The sequence below is a fragment of the Flavobacterium ustbae genome, from assembly GCF_003946915.1.
In the GTDB taxonomy this organism is placed as follows: domain Bacteria; phylum Bacteroidota; class Bacteroidia; order Flavobacteriales; family Flavobacteriaceae; genus Flavobacterium; species Flavobacterium ustbae.
Genome location: NZ_RPOC01000001.1, coordinates 296,116 through 319,659, shown reverse-complemented (window position 1 = coordinate 319,659; position 23,544 = coordinate 296,116). Strand labels below are relative to the sequence as shown.

Below are 23,544 nucleotides of genomic sequence, written 5' to 3'. Positions count from 1 at the left end.
TAATAGATCTTTTTGTGCAAATAAGCCAACTCGTCGATTAAAAAGCAATAATTGTCGTATAGATAATATGATTTCAAATTAATTGAAGTAATTTTGAGATTATATTTTGAGAAGATGAAAAAACAACTACTTTATATATTTTTAATTCTTTGTTTCGCCAATGTTAATGCACAAGATGTTTTATGGCAAAAAGTAACTTCTTCGTCGTTTTCGCGAAAAGTAGACGGTGCGGGGTCAAAGAAATTATATTATAAATTAAATACCAATCTTCTTAATTCTAAGCTGACTCAGGCATCCAATAAAACGGCAAAAAATGCGAGTTCAGAAATTAAGATACCTAATACCGATGGAAATTTAGAGCGTTTTTTGGTTTGGGAATCCTCCAACTTTGATCCAGAATTGCAGGCAAAATATCCAGATATTAGAGCTTATGAAGGTCGCGGAATAGACGATAAAACTGCTAAAATCCATTTTAGTGTGGCTCCAATCGGAATGCAGACAATGGTTTTTAGAACAGCTAAACCAACAGAATATATTGAACAAAATCCTGATAACAAATCAGAATATGTTTTGTTTAAAGCACAAGATAACACAGAGACAAGAAAGTTTTTAGATTGTAAAACAACCAATTTAATTTCTAAAAGTAATGCAGGAACCACTGCAAAAACAACTTCTAATGCCAAACAATTTAAAACACTTCGGCTAGCATTATCTTGTACAGGAGAATATACAGCTTATTTTGGCGGAACAAAAGCAGGGGCTTTAGCAGGAATGAACGCGACTCTAACTCGTGTAAATGGTATTTTTGATCGAGATCTTTCGGTAAGAGTAATTTTGATAGCCAATAATGAAGATGTTATTTATACCGATGCTTCTGAAGATCCTTATTCTATTCCGTCAGTTGGTGCTGTAGATGGAGGAACTTGGCCACAAGAAGTACAGACTACATTAACCAATGTTATTGGAGAGGCAAATTATGATATTGGGCATTTGTTTGGAGGTTCTGGCGGAGGAGGTAATGCCAGCTGTATTGGTTGCGTGTGTGTGAGCCCGACTGCCAATGATCCTGTCGGAAAAGGAAGTGCTTTTACTTCTCCAGCAGATGCAAAACCAGAAGGCGATAATTTTGATATTGATTTTGTTGCTCACGAAATGGGACATCAGCTTGGCGGATCACATACTTTTTCTTATGCAAATGAGGGATTAGGAACCTGTTATGAACCAGGAAGTGGCTCAACTATTATGGGATATGCTGGAGTAACAATAGGTTATAATATTCAAGATCATTCTGATGCATACTTTTCTTATGCAAGCATTAGTCAGATACAAGATAATTTGGCAGGAAAAACGTGTCCAGTATCATCGCCTATAGACGATAATAATCCGCCTGTTATAGATGCGGGTTCAGATTATACGATTCCAATCAATACGCCATTTATTTTGACAGGTACAGGTTCTGATCCTGAAGGAAATACAATTACCTATACTTGGGAGCAATTTGATAGTGCCACTACGGCTTTTGCTGGTAATAGTTTTGCTTCTCCAACAAAACCAGATGGTCCAATGTTTAGATCTTTTGCACCGACAGCTTCGCCAATTCGCTACATGCCAGCTTTTAGTTCTGTACTTAATAACCAGCTTACTACAAGTTGGGAGTCTGTTTCTTCTATTGCAAAAACAATGAATTTTACGCTTACTGGGCGTGATAATGCTGCGTCAGGAAAAGCCCAAACCAATACAGATGCAATGGTGGTAACGGTAAGTGCTGCTGCGGGGCCATTTGCTGTAACCTCACAAAAAGAAGATAATATAGGATGGGCGCAGGGGTCTGCACAAACCATTACTTGGAGTGTCAATAATACGAATACACTTCCTGGATCTTCCAACGTAAATATAAAATTATCTGTCGACGGAGGAACAACATTTCCAATTGTTTTAGCCGCCAATACTCCAAATGATGGAACAGAGACGGTATTAATTCCTTCAGATCTTAATGCTTCTACAAATTGCAGGCTTTTAATAGAGCCAGTCGGTAATATTTATTATGCCTTAAATAGTCAGCCTTTTGCTTTAGGATATACGGTTGCTACATCTTGTTCCTCTTATAATTTTGGTGGCGGATATTCAACCGGTGATGGCGAAGATGTAAACAGAACAGTTTCTGTACCTGCTTCTACCGGATCTATTTCAGATGTCAATGTTTCGGTAAATGTAACGCATGCTAGATTTTCAGATTTGACAATGCAGATTATTAGTCCGAGCGGAACAGTTGTGACTTTGTTCAATAAAAATTGTGAAAGTAGAAATTCGACTTTTGCATTACAATTTGACGATAGCGGATCTGCTTTAAACTGTAGCACAACTACAACTCAAATCGTGATTCCATCAACAGCTTTAAGTGCTTTTAATGGAGAAAATTCACAAGGAACTTGGATTTTTAGAGTTAACGATGATAAAGTGGGAGCATTAGGAACCATAAATTCTGCTTCGGTAAATATCTGCAGTAAAACCTATACTTTAGGAAACGATGATTTTGATAATGCTGAATTTATTGCCTATCCAAATCCAAATAAAGGAAATTTTACCGTACAATTTGAAAGAGATTCAATAAGCGAGATTAAAGTTTATGTCAATGATATTTCTGGAAAATATGTGTATGATAGAGCTTTTCAAGGTTCTGGATATTTTATTCAGGATATTCAATTGCCAGACGTGCCTTCTGGTCTTTATTTTGTAACAGTTACTGATGGACAAAAGAAAGTAATAAAAAAGATATTGGTGAATTAATCCTAGAGTCTTAAAAAAAACTAATGCGCCATTGCCATACAAATCATACTGATTTTTACGCCAGGAATTTTTAATAAAGCTAACGAACAAGCCTCAATTGTCGCGCCCGTTGTAAGTACGTCGTCAACAATAAGGAAATGTTTGTTGTAATCGGCTTCGGTAAATTCGACATCAAAGATATTCTCGATATTTTCAGACCTTCCTAAAAGATTCTTTTTGGATTGTGTTTTAGAATAGATTTTTCGAATTAAAATATTTTCCTCAAAAGGAATTTTAAATCCCGATGCGATTTCTTTTCCAAAAGAAGTAACCTGATTATAACCGCGCTCCTTAAATTTTCTTTTATGAAGCGGAACAGGAATTACAGCATCAAACGGAATTTCGAATTGCATTTCTTTTAAATCTTCGGCATACCAGCTCCCCAACGCAGTGCCAATTTCCTGATGGCCTTTGTATTTTAAATTGTGTATTAGCTCCTGAACCATTCCTTTTTTATTAAAATACAAAAGCGCCGACGCAAATTGAATATCGACTTTACCATAAAACTTTTTTACAGCTTCATTTTTTGGATCTAAATGATACTGAGTTAAAGGCATTTCGTGACGGCACGAGGTGCAGAAAATATTTTCAGTTTGAAGTAATAATGTACGGCATCCGCTGCAGACTTTCGGGAAAAAGAGATTTATCAAGTAATTAATCACAAAAAGAAAGTTTTTATTTACAAAAATAACAAAATCAATACTTCAATCTTTATAATTTTTCTTTTTTATATAGGGAGTTTTTATATTTTTGCATCACTATGGCAAAACAAGAAGATATATTTAAGAATGTGGTTTCGCACGCAAAAGAGTACGGATTTATTTTTCCGTCAAGCGAAGTTTACGACGGGTTAAGTGCTGTATATGATTATGCACAAAATGGTGTCGAATTAAAAAAGAATATCCGTGAATATTGGTGGAAATCAATGGTTCAGATGAACGAAAATATTGTCGGCCTTGATGCTGCGATATTGATGCATCCAACAACTTGGAAAGCTTCTGGTCACGTTGATGCATTCAATGATCCATTAATTGATAATAAAGATTCTAAAAAGAGATATAGAGCTGACGTTTTGGTTGAAGACCATGCAGAAAAAATTCATCAGAAAGCTCAAAAGGAAATCGAAAAAGCAAAAGCTCGTTTTGGCGAGGCATTCAACGAACAAGAGTTTGTAACAACAAATGCTCGTGTAGTAGAATATTTGGCTAAAGAAAAAGAAATCAGAGAGCGTTTAGGACGTTCTTTGGGAGCAGGAGATTTGGCCGATGTTAAAGCTTTGATCGAAGAACTAGAAATTGCTGATCCTGAAACAGGTTCTAAAAACTGGACAGAGGTAAAACAATTTAACTTGATGTTCGGTACAAAATTAGGTGCATCTGCAGAGAATGCAATGGATTTATATTTGCGTCCAGAAACGGCTCAAGGTATTTTTGTTAACTTCTTAAATGTTCAGAAGTCTGGCCGTATGAAAGTTCCTTTCGGAATTGCTCAAACCGGTAAAGCATTTAGAAATGAAATTGTAGCAAGACAATTTATTTTCCGTATGCGTGAGTTCGAACAAATGGAAATGCAGTTTTTTGTACGTCCAGGAGAAGAAATGCAATGGTACGAACACTGGAAAACTACTCGTTTAAACTGGCATTTATCTTTAGGTTTAGGAAAAGAAAATTACCGTTTTCACGATCACGAAAAATTAGCGCACTACGCAAATGCCGCGGCTGATATCGAATTTAATTTCCCATTCGGATTTAAAGAATTGGAAGGAATTCACTCTCGTACAGATTTTGACTTAAAAGCACACGAAGAATATTCTGGAAGAAAATTACAATATTTTGATCCAGAATTAAACGAGAACTATGTTCCTTACGTAGTAGAAACTTCTGTTGGTTTAGATCGTATGTTCTTGGCTGTTTTCGCTACTTCATTACAAGAAGAAACATTAGAAGACGGTTCTACAAGAACAGTTTTAAAATTGCCAGCAGTTTTAGCGCCAACTAAAGCGACTGTTTTACCATTGGTTAAAAAAGACGGTTTGCCAGAAGTTGCTAAAAAGATTATCGAAGATTTGAAATGGGACTTCAATGTGGCTTATGATGAAAAAGATGCTGTAGGACGCCGTTACAGAAGAGCAGATGCCTTAGGAACGCCATTCTGTATTACAGTAGATCACCAGACACTTGAAGACGAAACCGTAACCATTCGTCATAGAGATACAATGAAACAAGATCGCGTAAAAATTACTGAATTACGAGCTATTATCGAAAACGAAGTTTCGATGAAAAACTGGCTAATGAAAATGTAAGCTTTACCGTTTATTCTATAGATCCCAAATTCCGTCCCGAAGCATCGGGAGAATTTGGGATTTTTATTTTTAAAAATGGCATTTTATCGGCTTTTTTTGCATTTCGTCATTTTGTATCAACATTTGTATTTAATGTGTTAACAATGAGAGGTTTGAAATATTTAAATCTGTATTTTTAAATTTTATATTACCACCAAGATCAAATTTTTTCTGCCTTAACATTCATTAAAAACTATTTTTTGATTATGATTGCGTAGTGAGAAAACCAACAAAGCCTAAATTGAAAAAGTATTCGTATATTATAATTGATGATGACGCTGAGAGTATTTTGAAAACCCAAACAACCGCTTCAGGCTTTTCAGAATTATCTTTTACGGCATCGGCATCAAATTTTCAGGACGGTTTAGATCTTGTTTTAGAGCATCAGCCAGATTTGGTGTTTTTGGAGATTGAGCCCGAAAATCTAACCAGTCATTTGTCTTTGGCTTTTATTAGCGAACTTCATCGTTTTTTACAGCAGATTCCCAAAATTATTGTAACGACCAAAGAAAAAGATAAAGCTTTTGATGCTATTCAATATGGCGTTTTTGATTATCTTTTAAAACCAGTTATAGCAAACGATCTCTTAAAAACCATTTTAAAGTTTAATAAAGCCAATTTACAAGCTCACATAACGTCCTTTATAGAAGAACCTGCTTCTGTTATTGTCGAGCCAAGAATAATTCCCCAAGAAATACAAAAACCTTTAACGATCTGCATAAAATCGTATGGAGATTATCGGTACTTAAATGCTGAAGATATCTGCTATTTTCAAGCCGATAATAACTCTACAGATATTTATTTGAATACAGGCGAAATGATTACGGCATTTAAAACGTTAAAGCATTTTGAAAGTGTTTTGACGTATCCTTTTATCCGAATTCATAACAGTTATGTAATAAATCGAAATTACATTTCAAGAATTCATAGCGGAAACTCAATATGTTACATAAAAAACTCCACAAAAAAGATTCCTTTTTCTAAAACTTACAGATCAAATGTGGAGCAGATTATTGCCGATTTTGCCGCAGGAAATTACCTAGAAGTCTAAAAACTAGACGATTACATTCATTTGCTACCCATTGACTATCAATTGGGTACGATCTACCATAAACTCAATTTTTCGTATAAATTTTTTTTGATCACAGTGTTAGTTTTACACCCAGATTCGCAAACAAACAGCGAGTCGCCTCCAAAAAATTAAACAAACATTAAATCCTCAGATCATGAAAAAAACAGCTTTAACATTCGGATTATTCTCACTAGTAATGGTTGCAACTTCTTTTGCTAATCCAACAACCTCAAATATTTCAAAAGAAGAAGCAGGTATTATTCCTCCAGGAGGTTCAGATCCTAATCGTCCAAGAAAACAAGACTTTCACGGTACAGAAAGCACATTAGAAATTACAAATAATCTAGCTGATTTTTCTACTGTAAATCAATCTTTAGGGGCAAATAGAAAATTAGATTAACTAGTTAAGAAAATAAAAATATAGGCTGTCAAATTTTGACAGCCTTTTTTTATGTCCGTAGTTTTATTATTTTTGGTAAAATTCGCACTTCTATTGAAAAGAAATTACCAAATAGTAATATTTATATTGTTGTTTGTTTTTGCCTGCAGCAAGAAAAAGACTTCAGAAGAACTCTCCTCTCCACAAGATAGTTTACCTGTCTATCTGGCATTGGCTAATGATCTCAATTTAAAATATGAATTGAAGCAGGAAAATGCAAAAAAAGCATTTTCAATTGTCATCAATCAACAAAATGACTCGATTAACCGGGTTAATCTTTTTAAAGTTGCAAATCGATACTACAACATGAGCGATTTTAAATCTTATCATGACGTGTCAGAATTACTTTTAGAACGATCATTAAAAGCAAAAGATTCGGTAAGTATAGCCAAGGCATATTCGTATTTAGGAGATTATTACACCTATAAAATGGTTTCTGACAGTGCTTATAGAAATTATTTTAAAGCCCAAAAAATATATACACAAATTAATGACGACCTTAATCTTGCTAAAATCTTAATTAGCAAAGCTACATTACAATTTAATGAAGGTGCTTTTTTCGAAAGTGAAATAGCTGTTTTTAAAGCTTTAGAGATATTAAATCATGAAAAAAATGTCAATGATAAGCTTTATGATTGTTATAATCTTCTAGGGATTCTGTACCATGAAAAAGAAGAATTTAATAAAGCTTTAGAATATCAAAGTAAAGCCCTTGCAACCCTAAATGATAAATCTATTCCAATAGATCTTCAACTAAAGGCGACATCTTTAAATAACATAGGTTTTGTATATATAAATAAAAATGACTACCAAAAAGCGATTTCCTATTTTGAAAGAGGACTAAGAGAAAAGAATTTATTTAAAGAAAAAACATATCTATATGCAATGTTATTAGATAATTTAGCCTACGCTAAATTTAAAGCAGGTAATATGAAAGGACTTCCTGATGATTTTTACAGATCTTTAAAAATTCGGGACAGTCTGGGCTTAAAAACCGCAACAATATCCAATAAAATTCGGTTATCTGAATATTATGCTTTCAAAAAAGATACTGCAAAAGCAATTCAGTTGGCTAAGCAGGCTTTAATAGTTTCCCGTTCCTCTGAAAAAATTAATAATACATTAGGAGCTTTAAAACAAATTGCAATTGTTGATCACAAAAATGCCTCGCTGTATTCTAAAGAATATATTCGGTTAAATGATAAAATGCTCAAAGCAGAGCGTAACATGGGTGAAAAATTCTCTAGAATTGAATACGAAACCAACGAAATAAAAGATCAAAACTCTAATCTTCAGGAAAAAAATAAAACCTTGGTTTATGTATTTAGTATTTGTACATTGCTCGGGCTGTTTTTTTATGTTTACAAAACGCAGCAGGCTAGAAATCGCGAACTTCTTTTTAAACAGCAGCAGCAGATTGCAAACGAAGACATCTACAATTTGATGATTTCACAGCAGAATGAAATTGAGCTTACGAGAATTAAAGAAAAGAAAAAAGTTGCACAAGAATTGCATGATGGGGTTTTAGGACGAATGTTTGGTATTAGAATAAGTTTGGATAGTTTGGATAAATTAGATGAAGCGGAAGCAGCCTCTAAAAGAAAAAAATACCTCAACGAACTCAAAAATGTAGAGCAGGATATTCGAGAAATTTCGCATGATTTAAATAGAGAAAAATCAGAATTAATTAATAATTTTGTTTCGATTTTGAATAAACTATTTGAAGATCAAAGGAATACATATAGTTCGAAACTGATTACAACCTTTGATCCAGAAATTAAATGGGACTTGATAAGCAATATTGAAAAAATCAATCTCTATAGAATTGTACAAGAAGGACTTCAGAACTGTAATAAATATGCGAAGGCAGACATTATTAAAGTGCAGTTTCAAAAAAAAGGAAATAATTTGGTTTTGACGATCGAAGATGACGGAATTGGATTCAATACCAGCAAGACTAAAAACGGAATTGGTCTGCATAATATAGAATATCGCGCTAAAGAATGTAAGGGTACAGTTACGATAAAATCTGCCAAAGGAGAAGGAACAATCCTTATTATAAAAATACCAATAGACCCCAATAATAACTTACATAATGACCTTTGACCTAACAGCCTCCGTTCCACCATTAATTAAAAAGAATATTTTAATAGTAGACGACCATCCGTTTATTATTGAAGGGTATAAAAATGCGATAACTCGCTATAATACAAAACAATATGAGTTTTCAATTTCTCAAGCTCATGATTGCAAATCTGGTTATGATATAATAGAAAACAATAACAGCACTCGTTTTGATATTGCATTTTTGGATATCAGTATGCCGCCTTATGAAGAAAAAGAGATTTTTTCGGGTGAAGATTTGGCTAGACTGCTTTTAAAAAAAATGCCTTCTTGCAAAATTATTCTCTTGACGATGTATACCGAATTGCTGAAAATTAAAACCATTATCAGGACAATTCAGCCAAACGGATTGATTATTAAAAATGATCTTACTTTTGACGAATTGCTTTTAGCTTTTGATAGAGTGATAAAAAACGAAAAATATTACAGCCAGTCGGTTGTAAAAATGCTAAATCAAACCACTCATAATGCAATTGAAATTGATCAGTATGATAAACAGATTTTGATTCATTTAGAAAAAAGATCTTCAATTGATGAAATGCTACAAAATATTCCGATCTCTTTAAACGCCATCGAAAAACGAAAAAAACACTTGAAAGAACTCCTAAAAATCAAAAATGATTCAGATCAGGATTTGGTAAAAGAAGCGAAAAGTAAAGGGCTTTTTTAAAGATAAATTTCAAATAAAAAATTCCAAATTCCAATGCAATCTACAATTGGAATTTGGATTTTTTTTATTTTGGAATTTCTTTTATTTTATTCACTCAAAGCATCCCATCCGCGCGCTTTTAAGGCAATTTTTGTATTGGCGCGGGTTACAAGATGTATTCCTTCGTTTTCTTCTGCCATATGACCTATAACAGAGAAATTCGGATTCCCTTTTATTTTGTCAAAATCATTAATGTCAATGGTAAATAAAAGTTCGTAATCTTCACCGCCATTAATAGCAACTGTGGTGCTGTCGATATTAAATTCTTCGCAAGTAGAAATAAACTGCGGATCTAAAGGCAATTTATCTTCATATAAATTACAGCCCACTTTAGACTGTTTGCAGATATGCATAATTTCAGAAGATAATCCGTCTGAAATATCGATCATTGCGGTTGGTTTTATTTCTAACGCATGAAGTAAAGTGCGAACATCTTTTCGAGCCTCAGGTTTCAATTGGCGTTCTACCAAATAAGTATACGGATCTAAATCTGGCTGATTGTTTGGATTAACCTGGAAAACTTGTTTCTCGCGTTCCAAAACCTGTAATCCCATATAAGCGGCACCAAGATCTCCAGTTACAACCAATAAATCAGTTTTTTGTGCGCCGTTTCTGTAAACCAATTCATTTTCATCAGCTTCGCCAATTGCAGTAATGCTGATGATTAATCCTTTTTGAGAAGAGGTTGTATCGCCTCCAATAACGTCAACTTTGTATTCTTTCGCGGCAAGCGTAATTCCTGCAAACAATTCTTCTAAAGCTTCTAGCGGAAAACGATTTGAAACCGCAACCGAAACGGTAATTTGAGTCGGTTTGGCATTCATCGCGCAAATGTCAGAAACATTTACTACGACTGCTTTGTAACCTAAATGCTTTAAAGGCATGTAAGCCAAATCAAAGTGAACTCCTTCAATAAGTAAATCGGTCGAGACCACTACTTTTTTGTCTTTAAAATCAAGAACGGCTGCATCGTCACCAATACTTTTTAAAGTAGATTCTTGAGTGACATCAAAGTTTTTGGTTAAATGTTCAATTAAACCGAATTCGCCCAACTGTGCAATGCTAGTTCTCTGCTGATTTTTATCTTCAATCATTTCTGTTAAGTTCCAAAGTTATTAAGGTGCAAAGGTACAAAGGATTTTTTTAAAGCTTCTAAGTTTTTAAGTTTCTAAGGTCCTGAGATTTTATAAACGTCATGTATATCTGTAGAGACGCACTGCAGTGCGTCTACGCCCCGTATGTCCGTGCCGTTTATACACAGTCTGTATAACGTCTGCGCACAGTATTTTCATATTGTTTTATTGGTAGGAAAAATAATTTTAAAATATTTTTTTGCTGCTGACAAACTGTTGTCACCAGCCCATTTTACTTTTGAAGTATTAAAAATATTTAAACTTTAAAACCATGAAAACATTAGCAGCACAAGTTATTACACCAGAAGATTTATTGAAACATTGGCAAGGTCACAGAGCTTTAACCCGTCGTGTCATTGAAGCTTTTCCAGAAAAAGATTTCTTCGAATTTTCGATTGGAGGAATGAGACCTTTTGCAAAACTAGTTGACGAACTTTTAGCAATTGCGGCTCCTGCATTGAAAGGAATTGTAAATCGCGACAGTAAGCCATATACAGAAGGGGAGGAAAAGTTAATTTTTAAAGCGCAATATCTTGAAAAATGGGATCAAGCTACAGAAGAAATAAACGAATACTGGGAAAAATTGTCTATTGAGGATTTTAGTGAAACTTTTAATTTATTTGGTCAGTACGAATTTCCTATTATCCATAATATTTTGTATTTTGTTGATAATGAAGTGCATCATCGCGGACAAGCATATGTATATTTAAGAGCTTTAAACATTGAGCCTCCATTTTTCTGGGAAAGACCATAATTTTATTTAACTAAAATTAAAATTACGACTATGAGTTTAAAAAGAATAATGTCCAATTATGCAGATTATAATCTATGGGTAAATCAGCAATTTGTGAATTGGCTTTCGACTAAATCAGATGAACTGCTTTATACAGAAATGCCTTCAAGTTTTTCTACAATTATGAAAACACTCGATCATATCTGGTCTACTGAAGAATATTGGTTTTCTATCATTTCCGAGTCTTCGTTATCAGAAAAAAAAGCAGAGAGCGAATTGTCAAAAGAAGAAATATTTGCTGGATTATTACATTCATCTACAAAATTGAAACATCTTATTAATTCATTGTCAGAAGAAGATTTAGTGAAAGAAGTAGAAATTATAAACCCGTGGTTTGAATGTGAGTTGCCTATCTCTGAATATTTAATCCAAGTTATCAATCATGGTACTTATCATCGTGGGCAAATTGTAACAATGGGCAGAAATATTGGCATTACAGATGCCACAAACACCGATTATAATTTTTATAATGTTGTCAAACAGCAATAAACTAAAAAAACTCCTGAAGATTTTCTCTCAGGAGTTTTTTTTATAAAAGCCTTTTTTTGTTGATTTCTAATAATTCTAAAACTCTTGTTTTGAGAGATTCGGGTTCAAGAATTTTAGCATAATCACCAAACATTAAGAACCAACGCGGAAAACCATCTTCTAGGCTGCTAGACATAAACGTCATTTCGATCTCGTCGCCTACTTCTTTTTGAGAAATAAATCCGTGGTACTTCCTTTCGGTAACTAGATATCGTGCGATTTTTTTTTGAACCAAAATTCGAACCTTTGTTGTCGGAATCGTTTCGGTTTTGGTTAAATAAGTTTCCAAAGAATCGTGCTCGATGGTAAAATCAAGTTCTGTTTTTTTGAGTTCCAAAATTCTATCGGTTCTAAACTGGCGGTAATCTTTTCTGAGGTGGCAATATCCTAAAAAATACCAGCTATTATGATCATGAAAAACGCCGACAGGTTCTATATTTCGCTGGGTGGTTTCTTCCTTATCAAAAGTTTTATACGTTAAGAGAATCTGTTTTTTCTCCGCAATACTTTCAAACAAAACTGCCAAAGTATTTGGTGAATTGTTACTAAACATTGGTTCTCCGTCCTGCATTACAATTCTAGATTCGATGTTGGAAAGATAATCTTTATCGTTACTTCTTAAAACCGATTTCAGTTTGTACATAGCCGATGCATAATGTGTTCCTAAAGAAGGATCGGTAAATTTCTGCATCAGTTTTTCGGCTGCAATAAAACTGCTCACTTCTTCGCGCGTAAACATAACTGGCGGAAGTCTATAGCCTTCCATTAAAGCATAACCAACTCCAGCTTCACTATAAATAGGAACGCCCGATGCTTCAAGAGTTCTTATGTCTCTGTAAATGGTTCTTAAACTGCACTCAAAACGATCTGCCAATTCCTGTGCTTTTACAATTTTCTTAGATTGTAATTGAATAAGTATGGCAACAATACGGTCAAATCGTTTTGGTGTTTCGTCGAGCATTTTCTACTTTTTAGGTTCAAAGGTTAGAGGCTCAAAGTTACAAAGGTTAAATTTTAAATAAATAAAAAAGCTGTTCCAAATTGAAACAGCTTTTATAGATGAGTTGCAAAAAGCAAATTAAAATCTATACAATAGACCAAATGTTGGCTGGTCAAAAATATTTTTAAATAAATTAATATTTAAGTTAAAAGTATCAGACGATGGGCCATCTTCTGGAGAAACACTGTTGTATGACAATATATCTGCTAGTTTAAAAGTTACAGCAATGTTTTTTGTAACAAAATAGTTTAAGCCTACATTAATGTCGGCAGTAACACTATTTGTAGTGTCGTCGGTAAGAGGTCCTTCAACTCTGTTTCTTCCGTATCCCAGACCTACTTCAGCAAATGTTTTAAGACGTTTTTGATCTAATTCTAAGAAGTAATAACGTGCAAAAGCACCTACCCCAAAAACATTTGTTTTAATATCAGTAGCTTCTACTTCATTACTTCCAAATGATACTTTTGCTCCAACCGCAAATTTGTCATTTAAGAAGTAGCCAAAAGATGGACTTACAGCATAGCTGTCTGTATCACCACCAGTGCTTATTGAAATTGCACCTTCAAGAATCATATCTCCTTGTTGAAACGTAATTCCTTTTGCTGAATTCATTTCAGCTTCAGCTTGATTGTCTTGAGCACTTGCGAAACAAAAAGTGAAAAGTGCTAAAATAACTGATAATTTGGTTTTCATAATCTTACATATTTTTAAATTGTTTGTAAGATTAAAAATACAATACCTGCTTTTAAAAGCCTTAAAGTTTAGTCGAACGCGTTAATATTGAATCTTTCAAGTTAAAATTTGGATAAATTTGTAGGTTTTGTCTTTGTAATTTATCGTGCTAGAATAACAAAAAACCCAACAACTTTCGTCATTGGGTTCCTCTATATTCTATGTTCTTTCCTCTATTTTCTAAAAAAAAGAATTAATCATTCAATTTCAAAACAGCCATAAATGCCTCTTGCGGAATCTCTACGTTTCCTACCTGACGCATACGTTTTTTACCTTTTTTCTGTTTTTCCAAAAGTTTACGCTTACGCGAAATATCTCCTCCGTAACATTTTGCGGTAACGTCTTTACGAAGTGCTTTAATTGTTTCACGAGCGATAATTTTTGCACCAATTGCCGCCTGAATCGGAATATCAAATTGCTGTCTCGGAATTAACTCACGTAATTTCTCGGTCATTTTTTTACCGATGTTATAAGCGTTGTCTTCGTGAATCAATGCAGAAAGTGCATCAACTGTTTGAGCGTTTAAAAGAACGTCTAATTTAACTAGTTTAGAAGTACGCATTCCGATTGGTGAATAATCGAAAGAAGCATAACCTTTAGAAACGGTTTTTAAACGGTCGTAAAAATCGAATACAATTTCCGCCAAAGGCATGTCGAAGTTTAATTCAACACGTTCTGTTGTTAAATAAGTTTGGTTGGTAATTAAACCACGTTTTTCTATACATAAACTCATTACGTTTCCAACGAAATCGGCTTTTGTAATGATGGTAGCTTTAATAAAAGGCTCTTCAACTCTATCTAGTTTTGAAGGCTCTGGTAAATCTGATGGATTATTTACAACTAATGCCGTTTCTGGATGTTTCTTAGTGTAAGCCAAATACGAAACGTTAGGTACGGTTGTAATTACCGTCATATCGAACTCACGCTCTAAACGTTCTTGGATAATCTCCATGTGAAGCATTCCTAAGAATCCGCAACGGAAACCGAAACCTAAAGCGGCAGAACTTTCTGGAGCAAAAACTAACGAAGCATCGTTCAATTGTAATTTCTCCATAGAAGAACGTAAGTCTTCATAATCTTCTGTGTCAACAGGATAAATTCCGGCAAATACCATTGGTTTTACATCCTCAAAACCAGTAATCATATTGGTTGTTGGTACTTTTGCATCGGTAATTGTATCACCCACTTTTACTTCGCGGGCCTCTTTAATTCCAGAAATTAAGTAACCAACATCTCCTGCAGAAACTACATTTTTAGGAACCTGATTTAATTTTAAAGTTCCAATTTCGTCTGCAAAATATTCGTTATCTGTAGCCATGAATTTAATTTTCTGACCTTTTTTAATTTCTCCGTTTACAACTCTAAAGATAACCTCAATTCCACGGAATGGATTGTAAACTGAATCAAAAATCAAAGCTTGCAACGGCTCTTCTGGATTTCCTTTTGGAGGTGGAATTTTTTCGATAATGGCAGCAAGAATGTTCTCAACACCAAAACCAGTTTTTCCAGAGGCATGTATAATATCTTCTAATTTACATCCAAGTAAATCGATAATATCATCACTAACTTCTTCTGGATTTGCACTTGGTAAATCGACTTTATTTAAAACTGGAATAATTTCTAAGTCGTTTTCAAGAGCTAAATATAAGTTTGAAATCGTTTGTGCCTGAATACTTTGTGCGGCATCAACAATTAATAATGCTCCTTCGCAGGCAGCGATAGATCTTGAAACTTCGTATGAAAAGTCAACGTGTCCAGGAGTATCAATTAAGTTTAAGATATATTCTTCGCCTTTGTATTTGTATTCCATCTGAATGGCATGACTCTTAATGGTAATTCCACGCTCGCGCTCCAAGTCCATGTTGTCAAGCAATTGTGCTTTTTCCTCACGGGCTGTAACGGTTTGTGTAGCACCCAAAAGCCTGTCTGCTAATGTACTTTTACCGTGGTCAATGTGTGCAATAATGCAAAAATTACGTATCTTCTTCATTTTTATATATCAGTTCTCTTAAACGAGTTTTAAGTATTTTTTGGGTGTAAAAATAGCTTTAAGCAATTGCTTTAAAGCATGATATTAAGGCGCAAAGATAGCGCAAAGTTTTGGATTCTGGAATCTAGTTGCAGGATAGTTGAGCGGAAAGAATCAAAAATGGCATTAAAATTCAAAATTGAATCCTTTTTCTGTTAATTTCTTGTACATTTCGGGGTCAAATTTGTAAAGTTTGGCCGCTCTGTGCGATACATCTTTTTGCTTTTCGTCTAATGCGGTAAGCAGTTTCATGTGAAGCACTTTTCTTCTGAAATTTGATTTATCCAATTCGATCCCTAAAATTTCTTCGTATAAGTGCATTAACTGCAATAAAGTAAATTTTTCTGGCAAAAGATTAAAACCAATTGGCGCTTGACGCACGCGGTTTCTTAACTGCAATAAACTGAAATCTAAAATTTCGTTATGGTCAAAAATCAGTTCAGGAATTTCGTTGATTTTATACCATTTTGCTTCAATAACTTTTAAACTCGCTTTAATATTATAATCTTCACGATTAACCAGTGTGTAATAACCAATAGTAACAACACGTCTTTCTAAAACACGCTGCGGATTAGTAAATGCTTTTAACTGTTCCAGATAAATATCTTCAAGTCCCGTCAGTTCCTGCAAAATTCGCTGTGCGGCATTATCGGCACTTTCATCTATTTGAAGCCATCCGCCAAGCAATCCCCATTTGCCTTTACTTTCGCCTTGAGCGTGCTGGACCAAGAGAACTTCAAGACTCTCTTTGTTAAATCCGAAGAAAACACAGTCAATCGTTATTCCGTCAACAGCTGGCTTATGATGATTAGTAATTATTTCAGTCAATTTATTATTGTCGTATTATTAAATTAGAATTCAAAATTGAATCCTTTTTCAGTTAATTTTTTATAGATTTCTGGATCAAACTTGTACAATTGAGCTGCTCTGTGCGATACATCTTGTTGTTTTTCGTCTAATGCGTCCAGAAGTTTCATGTGCAGAATTTTTCTTCTAAAGTTTGGTTTGTCCATTTCGATTCCTAAAATTTCTTCATAAAGTCGCATTAGTTGCAATAAAGTGAATTTTTCAGGAAGCAGATTAAATCCAATTGGCGTTTGACGAACTTTATTTCTAAGATGTTTTAAACTGTAATCTAGAATCTCATTGTGATCATAAATCAAATTTGGAATGTTATTTATTTTATACCATTTCGCATCCGAGGCGGTAAAACCAGCTTTAATGTTATAATCTTCTCTTTTTACAAGAGCATAATATCCAATTGTGATAACGCGTCGCAGCGGAAAACGATCTGGATCTCCAAATGCTTTCAGCTGTTCCAAATAAATATTGTCAAGACCGGTAAGTTCGTTCAATAAACGATGAGCAGCATTGTCTGTGCTTTCTTTTTTATAAATCCATCCACCTGGAAGTCCCCATTTCCCTTTGCTGATACCTTCGGCATGCTGCACTAAAAGTACTTCAAGACTGCCTTTATCAAAACCAAAAATGACACAGTCAATCGTGATCGCATTCATCGCGCTGTTTTCATTTTTTTGGGCAGTTTTGTCTTCTACATTTTCAACCATATATGAGATAAATTTTGACAAATTAAATAAATAAAATTAGTATTAGCCTTTTTGAAGGCTTTATATTTTTTTTAACGAAATAAAAATATGATAATCAGCTATTTAAAAATGCTTCAAAAAACCGTGCAATTATAAGATATTCTTAAACTACTGACTGTCAATTTTATAAAACGTTGATTTTTCAATATTTTTTATTTCGATTCCTGTTTAGATTTTACAACATTAATAAAAATGCGTTAGAATTAATCAGAATCGAAAAAAAATAACCCTAATATTTTGTTAATATAGAAAATTTGTTTTACACTTGTAGTCAAATTTACCATAAGATAAATTCAAATTGACTATAAGTAAAAAAGAGCAAAGCTACAACTTAACTTAAACTTACCACAAATGTTTTTTTGAAAATTGATTTTGATAGCTATTTAATGAGATTACCATCGTTGAATTCTGCCGCAAAAATTGGTTTTGATGTTTAAAACATCTGCTCATAGTCAGCAAGTACTAAATGTTAGAAATGAGATTCAGGCCCTCATTTTTGGCATGAACTGCTTGGGAAGTTTTCCGGATTTCTTTTAGGGTAAAAAAACACTAACTATAACTTAAACTTAATCAATTCTTATTATGAAAAGCAAAAATTGTATTAAAAAAACAAAGCTGTCGTATTTTATGGCAGTGCTGCTTAGCGTATTTATGATGCAGTTTGGATTTGCACAAGAATCTAAAACTGTAAGTGGGACAATCACCTCTTCCGAAGACGGATTTGGAGTTCCCGGAGCAACTGTACAAGTACAGGGAACAAAATCGAGTACCGTTACCGATTTTGATGGAAAATATAAAGTGGAGGCTAAAACAGGAGATGTTTTAGTAATCACTTTTGTGGGTTTCAAATCACAAAATATTACCGTGGGAACTCAAAAAACAGTTAATGTAGTTTTGAGTCCAGAAACTTCAGAACTTAAAGAAATTGTTGTAATTGGTTACGGTACTCAAAAGAAGAAAGTTAATACCGCTGCAACTTCTTTGGTGTCTGGAAAAGACATTCAGCAAGTAGCCTCTCTTGATGTTGTAAATGCCTTACAAGGTCAAGCTTCTGGAGTTTCTGTTACATCATCTTCTGGTCAGCCTGGAGCGAATATGGTGGTAAACATTCGTGGAGCAGGTACAGCTGGAAACAGTGATCCTCTTTATGTGGTAGACGGAGTAGTAGTAGATAACGGAATCGGATACCTTGATCCATCTGTTATTGAAAGGGTTGACGTTTTAAAAGATGCTTCGGCAGCTTCTATCTATGGTGCAAGAGCAGCAAATGGTGTTATCTTGGTTACTACCAAAAAAGGAAAAGATGGAAAAATGAATGTGTCTTTCAATTCTTATACTGGTTTTCAGCAAATCGCTAAAAAATTGGATTTGATGAATACGCAGGAATATACAACAATAATAAATGAAGCCCGTGTAAATTCTGGATATGCGCCTTTATATACAAAAGAGCAGATTGCAGGATTTCCAAATAATGACTGGCAAAAAGATTTGTTTTATGAAGGAGCAATGAAACAAAATCATTCGCTTTTGATTACAGGAGGTGACGAAAAATCTACAATTGCAACTGGTTTGTCTTACTACGGACAAGATGGTATGATTGGAGGATCTACTAACCAGTCTTCATATGATCGTATTACTTTCTCGGTAAACTCTACTTCGGAAGTTATTAAAGGATTCTTGAAAATTGGTGAGAACTTTACATTATCAAACATCAAATCTAGCGGTGTTGCAGATGATGGTATTTATGGTAACGCGATTAGAAGTTTCTTAAACGCTGCTCCAATTGATCAGGCTTATGACGAAAATGGAGATTTTGCACGTTCAGTTGTTTCAAATGACGTGACTAACCCAGTTGGTTCTTTATATTACAATAACTTCAACCAAACTAAAACGAATCGTTATGTAGGTAATATTTTTGCGGAATTGAAATTTGCAAAAAACTTTACATTCAGAACAAGTTATGGTGTTGATATGACAGATAGTAACTACCGTGCTTTTAGACCAGTTTATTCTCTTTCTTCAAACGATAATAATACGGTTTCTAGCGTAACGCAAAGTAGTACAAAATCTTTAGGATGGATTTTTGAAAATACACTTCAATACAAATTTGATATTGCAGGTTCTCATAATTTTGATCTATTGGCAGGTACTTCTGCAAAAAAGAATACTTCTGATTATATGGAAGGTCAAGGAAGAAACTTGATTTTTGATGATTTTGCTCACGCTTATTTAGATAATGCGAAAGATCCAACATCTAATGTGGTAAAAGGAAATCGTAGAGATTATGCGATCCAATCTTACTTCGGACGTTTATTGTACGATTACGACAATAAATATTTATTCTCTGCAACAGTTCGTCGTGACGGTTCATCAGAATTTGGTCCAAATAATAAATATGCTATTTTCCCATCGTTCTCTGCGGGTTGGAACTTAGATAAAGAAGCTTTCTTCAAAGAAAATAAAGTTTTAAATACATTCAAATTAAGAGCAAGTTGGGGACAAAATGGTAATGACCAATTTGCAAGAAGATTTGCTTATATGTCTGTAGTAAATTCTGCAGATAAAACATATCATTTTGGAACTGGCGACGAAACATTATTAGTAGGATCAAGCCCAGACCAATTAGCAAACCGTAACTTAAAATGGGAAACTTCTGAGCAGTTAGACTTAGGTTTTGATGCTACATTGTTTAACAACTTTACTTTAACTTTTGATTACTACGACAAGAAAACTAAAGATTGGTTAGTATTGGCCTCTATCCCTACTTATGCTGGAGCAACTGCACCTTACATTAATGGTGGAGACGTAAGCAACAAAGGTTTTGAAATCGGTTTATCTTACCGTACACGTTTTGGAAAAGACTGGAATTTTGCAGTAAATGCAAACCTTTCTCGCAACCAAAATGAAGTGTTGAGAATTGCAAACAACGAAGGAATTATTCATGGTGAATCAAACGTATTATTTCAAGGTTTAGACGAAATGAACCGTGTTGAGGTTGGAAGGCCAATGGGTTATTTCTACGGATTGAAAACGGATGGAATTTTCCAAAATGCTACTGAGGTTGCTGCAGGTGTTCAGCCAAATGCAATGCCAGGTGATGTGCGTTTCGTAGACTTAAATGGAGACGGAAAAATCGATGCAAACGATAAGGCGCAAATTGGTGACCCAAATCCAGATATTACGTATGGTGTTAATTTAGAATTATCATACAAAGCTTTTGATTTTTCTATTAATACTTACGGTATTGCTGGAGGACAAAACGTTTTCGGAATTCACGATTACACTCGTGCTTACACAAACAACACTACAGACGTGTTAAACAGATGGACAAGTGAAGGTACTTCAAACAGAATTCCTAGAGTTACTTACGGAACTGATGATAACGGAAATTACACTAAATTCTCAGATTTGTATGTTCAAGATTCAGATTTCTTCAGAATCAAAAATGCTACAATCGGATGTGATTTAACGAAACTGACAACAAAACTTAGTTTCTTCAGTAAATTCAGATTGTATGTGGCAGGAAATAACATTTATACATTCACTAAATACAAAGGAATGGATCCAGAAATTGGTTTCGGAAACGTAAATCAATCTTGGGCTAAAGGAATTGACGTTGGATATTACCCGCAGCCAAGAACCTATTTAATGGGTCTGAATGTTAACTTTTAAATTTTGAAAACGATGAAAACATATATAAAATTATTTGCCCTTTCAAGCTTACTTGTTTTAGGTTCTTGTTCGGAGGATTTTTTAGAAAACGAACCATACACAGATAAAGTAACAGAGAATTTTTATAAAACTCCATCTGATGCTTTTGAAGGTTTGGTTGCAGTTTATGACATATTGCAGAGAGAAGCTTATGGTACACAATTGATCGTAAGCGAGCAGGCATCTGACAACTGTTTCGGCGGATTTGGTCTTGCAGATCCAACAGTAGATTTGCAATGGGATCGCTTTCAGTATACTACAGATAAAGATATGAATGCTCCAACATGGACCAATTCTTATCTTGGAATTTACAGAGCGAATGTTTTGTTAGAAAATCTAAATAATGTAAACTGGGGTTCAGACACAGCTTTGAAAACTCGTTACGAAGCTGAAGCACGTTTCTTAAGAGCACACTTTCATTTTCAGGCTGCAAAAATGTTTGGAGATATTATTCCGCTAGATCATACAGTAACAACAAGTGAGTTCGAATTGCCAAGACAAGCTCCTGAAGTAACCTATGCCTTAATTGCAAACGATTTAAAATTTGCTGCAGATAATCTAGGGCCAGAGAATTATTCTCAAGCAGGAAACGCAAATTACGGACGTATCACAAAATGGGCTGCAGAGGCTTATTTAGCTAGAACGTTTTTGTTCTACACAGGAGCTTATAGCAAACCAGATTTAGCAGGTGTCATTACAAAAGCACAAGCGGTAACTTATATTAATGATGCTGTAAACAATAGTGGTCACGGTTTAGTTGCTGATTTTGCTAATCTTTGGTTAGCAGCTTCTTTCGAAAATTTTGCTGGAGAAGATAATACAGAAATGGTTTGGGCTGTTCGTTTTAATGGTTCAGGAAAAGGAAACTGGGATCTTCACGAAGGAAACCGTTTCCAAGTGAATATTGCACCGCGTGGTGGAGCAATCGGAAGATATGCAACAGGATGGGGTGGAGCAACTGTAAACCCTAAGTTGGTTGCCGCTTATGATAACGCCGATACTAGAAAAGCAGCTTCGTTTATTAATTACGCCGGCGAAGGTTTAAATTTTGATGCTCAGGCGAGAGAACAGCGTCAGTACACAGGATATTCTTGGAAAAAATATTGCCCAATTACAAATGAAGCAGGAACAGCAGTTGTTGAGGCAAATGGAGGAAACTTCCAAATTGATAACTACCAAGATTATGCAATTATTCGTTTTGCAGATGTTTTATTAATGGCAGCTGAATTGAATTTGGGTACTAATGATGCAGTAGCACAAACAAATTTGGACAGAGTTCGTGATCGTGCTTTCAAAAATACAACTCACAGAATCCCTGTAACTAAAGCAGCTATTATGGAAGAGCGTCGTTTAGAATTGGCTCTTGAAGGACTACGTTATTTTGACTTAATCAGACAAGGAATGCCAGCTATGAAAGCTGCAATTGATAACAATACTGGAGATTCTCAATTTGCTGTAAGCTTTAGACCAGAAACTCTAGGATGGTTTGCATTGCCACAATCTCAGATTGTACTTTCAAACAATACTATTCAGCAAAATCCAGGTTGGAATTAACACTAAAACAAATTGATTATGAAACGTATATTATATATAGTATTAGCGGCTGTAACAATCAGTTCGTTTTTATTCTCATGTGAGCCTGCAGAAGACCGTGAAAGTTTGCCAGCAGTAACACAGACTCCAGAAACTCTTGAGTTTTCTATAACTCAAAATACAAAAAAGAATGAAGTAGTTTTAAAGAGTGAAGATCCAACCGTAATTCCTTTTTGGAGGTATATTGACGGAAGCGGAAACGAACTTGGACACTCAAATAAAAGTAATGATGTTATTAATTTCCCATTTGCTGGAAAATATACCGTTTTTTACACGGCATTTGTTAGAGGAGGTTCTGTAGAAGCTGCGCCAGTAACTGTAGATGTTCCAGAAAATGATAATGCTTTCTTTAGCGATCCAAGATGGAGCAAATTGACAAACGGACAAGCTGGAAAAACTTGGGTATTGTATATGACTGCACCTTTAGAATTTATTGGAAATACACCAAGTTATGTGAACAGAGCTGTAAGTGGTCCAGGATGGTGGCCAAACTTAACAGATATTTCTTGGGCGGGTCTTGAAAATAAAGATTGGGGAGAAATTACATTTGATCTTGATGGAGGTTACAATGTTTCGGTAACACAAACCAATCCAACTTTAGGAAGCACACAAAAAACAACCAAAGTAGGAACATTCAATTTTAGCCTTACTAACGGAGAGACAAACGACAGAATATCTTTCAATGGAGGAACAGAAATGCTTCATCCAAACGAACCAAGCTACTTTAGCCCTTCATTTAGTTTTACCAACGTAAAAATTGTTGAATTGACTGATACAAGCTTATGTTTTATCGCTATTAGAGCCGATAATGATTATTTGATTTATCACTTAGTTCCAAAATCTTAAGTTAGTTAGTTTTGAAGTCTCAGTTTTAAACATGTTAGTAACGTGCTTTAAGACTGAGACT

The 23,544-nt window shown here is 34.5% G+C and carries 18 protein-coding genes; 11 read left to right on the top strand and 7 right to left on the bottom strand.

Annotated features, from left to right (window positions below; genetic code table 11):
* The first annotated feature begins 114 nt into the window (after positions 1-114).
* Positions 115-2,787: a zinc-dependent metalloprotease gene (locus tag EG814_RS01390; protein ID WP_125718155.1), complete on the top strand. Its 2,673-nt coding sequence runs from the start codon at positions 115-117 to the stop codon at positions 2,785-2,787.
* Positions 2,788-2,807: 20 nt separating this feature from the next.
* Here the strand turns inward: EG814_RS01390 and EG814_RS01385 are convergent, their stop codons facing one another.
* Positions 2,808-3,488: a ComF family protein gene (locus EG814_RS01385; protein WP_235830886.1), complete on the bottom strand. Its 681-nt coding sequence runs from the start codon at positions 3,486-3,488 to the stop codon at positions 2,808-2,810.
* 98 nt (positions 3,489-3,586) lie between these two features.
* On the opposite strand from EG814_RS01385, the gene EG814_RS01380 reads away from it, so the two are divergent.
* The 5 genes from EG814_RS01380 to EG814_RS01360 all read left to right on the top strand — a co-directional run bounded on the left by EG814_RS01380 (position 3,587) and on the right by EG814_RS01360 (position 9,472).
* The gene (locus tag EG814_RS01380; protein WP_125718153.1) at positions 3,587-5,128 is read left to right on the top strand and encodes a glycine--tRNA ligase; all 1,542 of its coding nucleotides are present in this window, start codon (positions 3,587-3,589) and stop codon (positions 5,126-5,128) included.
* 280 nt (positions 5,129-5,408) lie between these two features.
* Positions 5,409-6,218 carry a LytR/AlgR family response regulator transcription factor gene (locus tag EG814_RS01375; RefSeq protein ID WP_125718151.1) on the top strand — a complete coding sequence of 270 codons (810 nt, stop codon included), beginning with the start codon at positions 5,409-5,411 and terminating at the stop codon, positions 6,216-6,218.
* Between the two features lie 175 nt (positions 6,219-6,393).
* Positions 6,394-6,639, top strand: coding sequence for a hypothetical protein (locus EG814_RS01370; RefSeq protein ID WP_125718149.1), 246 nt, complete (start codon positions 6,394-6,396; stop codon positions 6,637-6,639).
* A 93-nt stretch (positions 6,640-6,732) separates the two neighbouring features.
* On the top strand, positions 6,733-8,784 hold the full coding sequence (locus EG814_RS01365) for a tetratricopeptide repeat-containing sensor histidine kinase (protein ID WP_235830885.1): 2,052 nt from the start codon (positions 6,733-6,735) through the stop codon (positions 8,782-8,784).
* Positions 8,774-9,472: a response regulator gene (locus EG814_RS01360; RefSeq protein ID WP_125718145.1), complete on the top strand. Its 699-nt coding sequence runs from the start codon at positions 8,774-8,776 to the stop codon at positions 9,470-9,472. Before EG814_RS01365 ends, EG814_RS01360 begins: the two co-directional genes overlap by 11 nt.
* Positions 9,473-9,558: 86 nt before the next feature.
* On the opposite strand, the gene thiL is transcribed toward EG814_RS01360, so the two are convergent.
* Positions 9,559-10,605, bottom strand: coding sequence for a thiamine-phosphate kinase (thiL, locus tag EG814_RS01355; protein ID WP_125718143.1), 1,047 nt, complete (start codon positions 10,603-10,605; stop codon positions 9,559-9,561).
* 310 nt (positions 10,606-10,915) lie between these two features.
* Here thiL and EG814_RS01350 point away from each other — a divergent pair, with 310 nt between their 5' ends.
* Entirely contained in the window at positions 10,916-11,398 is a 483-nt protein-coding gene (locus EG814_RS01350; RefSeq protein ID WP_125718141.1) for a DinB family protein, read from the top strand.
* Positions 11,399-11,428: 30 nt separating this feature from the next.
* Positions 11,429-11,926, top strand: coding sequence for a DinB family protein (locus EG814_RS01345; protein ID WP_125718139.1), 498 nt, complete (start codon positions 11,429-11,431; stop codon positions 11,924-11,926).
* Positions 11,927-11,966: 40 nt separating this feature from the next.
* Here EG814_RS01345 and EG814_RS01340 read toward each other — a convergent pair whose 3' ends face one another.
* The 5 genes from EG814_RS01340 to EG814_RS01320 all read right to left on the bottom strand — a co-directional run bounded on the left by EG814_RS01340 (position 11,967) and on the right by EG814_RS01320 (position 17,294).
* Positions 11,967-12,926 carry a helix-turn-helix transcriptional regulator gene (locus EG814_RS01340; RefSeq protein WP_125718137.1) on the bottom strand — a complete coding sequence of 320 codons (960 nt, stop codon included), beginning with the start codon at positions 12,924-12,926 and terminating at the stop codon, positions 11,967-11,969.
* A 117-nt stretch (positions 12,927-13,043) separates the two neighbouring features.
* Positions 13,044-13,658 (bottom strand): outer membrane beta-barrel protein, encoded by a 615-nt coding sequence (locus EG814_RS01335; protein ID WP_125718135.1) that lies wholly within the window; start codon positions 13,656-13,658, stop codon positions 13,044-13,046.
* Between the two features lie 232 nt (positions 13,659-13,890).
* Positions 13,891-15,687 carry a translation elongation factor 4 gene (gene lepA, locus EG814_RS01330; RefSeq protein WP_125718133.1) on the bottom strand — a complete coding sequence of 599 codons (1,797 nt, stop codon included), beginning with the start codon at positions 15,685-15,687 and terminating at the stop codon, positions 13,891-13,893.
* 165 nt (positions 15,688-15,852) lie between these two features.
* On the bottom strand, positions 15,853-16,554 hold the full coding sequence (locus EG814_RS01325) for an NUDIX hydrolase (protein ID WP_125718131.1): 702 nt from the start codon (positions 16,552-16,554) through the stop codon (positions 15,853-15,855).
* Positions 16,555-16,577: 23 nt separating this feature from the next.
* Positions 16,578-17,294, bottom strand: a complete 717-nt coding sequence (locus tag EG814_RS01320) for an NUDIX hydrolase (protein WP_125718129.1) — start codon at positions 17,292-17,294, stop codon at positions 16,578-16,580.
* Positions 17,295-17,915: 621 nt separating this feature from the next.
* Between EG814_RS01320 and EG814_RS01315 the strand changes: the two genes are divergently transcribed.
* From EG814_RS01315 to EG814_RS01305, 3 genes are read left to right on the top strand one after another with little or no spacing between them, the layout of a single operon-like run.
* A complete protein-coding gene (locus EG814_RS01315) occupies positions 17,916-21,005 on the top strand; it encodes a SusC/RagA family TonB-linked outer membrane protein (protein ID WP_125718127.1) in 3,090 nt (1,029 codons plus the stop codon).
* A 12-nt stretch (positions 21,006-21,017) separates the two neighbouring features.
* Entirely contained in the window at positions 21,018-22,598 is a 1,581-nt protein-coding gene (locus EG814_RS01310) for a RagB/SusD family nutrient uptake outer membrane protein (protein WP_125718126.1), read from the top strand.
* Positions 22,599-22,616: 18 nt separating this feature from the next.
* On the top strand, positions 22,617-23,483 hold the full coding sequence (locus tag EG814_RS01305) for a hypothetical protein (protein WP_235830884.1): 867 nt from the start codon (positions 22,617-22,619) through the stop codon (positions 23,481-23,483).
* The last annotated feature ends 61 nt before the right edge of the window (positions 23,484-23,544 follow it).

Excerpts from the sequence above, each read along its gene's own strand:
- EG814_RS01350 (WP_125718141.1), top strand. The coding sequence starts at position 10,916 with ATGAAAACATTAGCAGCACAAGTTATTACACCAGAAGATTTATTGAAA.
- EG814_RS01305 (WP_235830884.1), top strand. The coding sequence starts at position 22,617 with ATGAAACGTATATTATATATAGTATTAGCGGCTGTAACAATCAGTTCG.
- EG814_RS01315 (WP_125718127.1), top strand. The coding sequence starts at position 17,916 with ATGAAAAGCAAAAATTGTATTAAAAAAACAAAGCTGTCGTATTTTATG.
- EG814_RS01390 (WP_125718155.1), top strand. The coding sequence starts at position 115 with ATGAAAAAACAACTACTTTATATATTTTTAATTCTTTGTTTCGCCAAT.
- EG814_RS01340 (WP_125718137.1), bottom strand. The coding sequence starts at position 12,926 with ATGCTCGACGAAACACCAAAACGATTTGACCGTATTGTTGCCATACTT.
- lepA (WP_125718133.1), bottom strand. The coding sequence starts at position 15,687 with ATGAAGAAGATACGTAATTTTTGCATTATTGCACACATTGACCACGGT.
- EG814_RS01320 (WP_125718129.1), bottom strand. The coding sequence starts at position 17,294 with ATGGTTGAAAATGTAGAAGACAAAACTGCCCAAAAAAATGAAAACAGC.
- thiL (WP_125718143.1), bottom strand. The coding sequence starts at position 10,605 with ATGATTGAAGATAAAAATCAGCAGAGAACTAGCATTGCACAGTTGGGC.
- EG814_RS01345 (WP_125718139.1), top strand. The coding sequence starts at position 11,429 with ATGAGTTTAAAAAGAATAATGTCCAATTATGCAGATTATAATCTATGG.
- EG814_RS01360 (WP_125718145.1), top strand. The coding sequence starts at position 8,774 with ATGACCTTTGACCTAACAGCCTCCGTTCCACCATTAATTAAAAAGAAT.
- EG814_RS01370 (WP_125718149.1), top strand. The coding sequence starts at position 6,394 with ATGAAAAAAACAGCTTTAACATTCGGATTATTCTCACTAGTAATGGTT.
- EG814_RS01380 (WP_125718153.1), top strand. The coding sequence starts at position 3,587 with ATGGCAAAACAAGAAGATATATTTAAGAATGTGGTTTCGCACGCAAAA.
- EG814_RS01335 (WP_125718135.1), bottom strand. The coding sequence starts at position 13,658 with ATGAAAACCAAATTATCAGTTATTTTAGCACTTTTCACTTTTTGTTTC.
- EG814_RS01310 (WP_125718126.1), top strand. The coding sequence starts at position 21,018 with ATGAAAACATATATAAAATTATTTGCCCTTTCAAGCTTACTTGTTTTA.